A 254-nucleotide genomic window follows, 5' to 3' on the forward strand; every position below is an offset into this window, starting at 1 on the left:
GGACATGCCTGGCTCGATGCAGAGATGCCCATAGAGTGCGGCAGGCTGATCCACCTGGCTGACGATGATCGGTGCGGAGATTCCGCAGAATTGCTCCGGATTGCTGGTGCCAAAGGAGCCAACGGTAGGGCGCACCTGCGGCAACCAGCCTTCCTCTATCTGCAAATAGTGAAGAATCTCTTGATCCCATCGCCCCTCGCGATTGTGAAACAGAAGCGTGCGGGCAGCCGTAGATGCATCGGTAACATACGAAG

Annotated in this window: 1 protein-coding gene; it reads right to left on the bottom strand. The window is 57.1% G+C overall.

Annotated features, from left to right (window positions below; genetic code table 11):
- A partial coding sequence (locus MXD62_RS09120; protein ID WP_248828938.1) for an FGGY family carbohydrate kinase occupies positions 1–254 on the bottom strand: 254 nt, incomplete at both ends.

This window comes from Frankia sp. Mgl5 (genome assembly GCF_023242985.1).
Classification (GTDB): domain Bacteria; phylum Actinomycetota; class Actinomycetes; order Frankiales; family Frankiaceae; genus Parafrankia; species Parafrankia soli.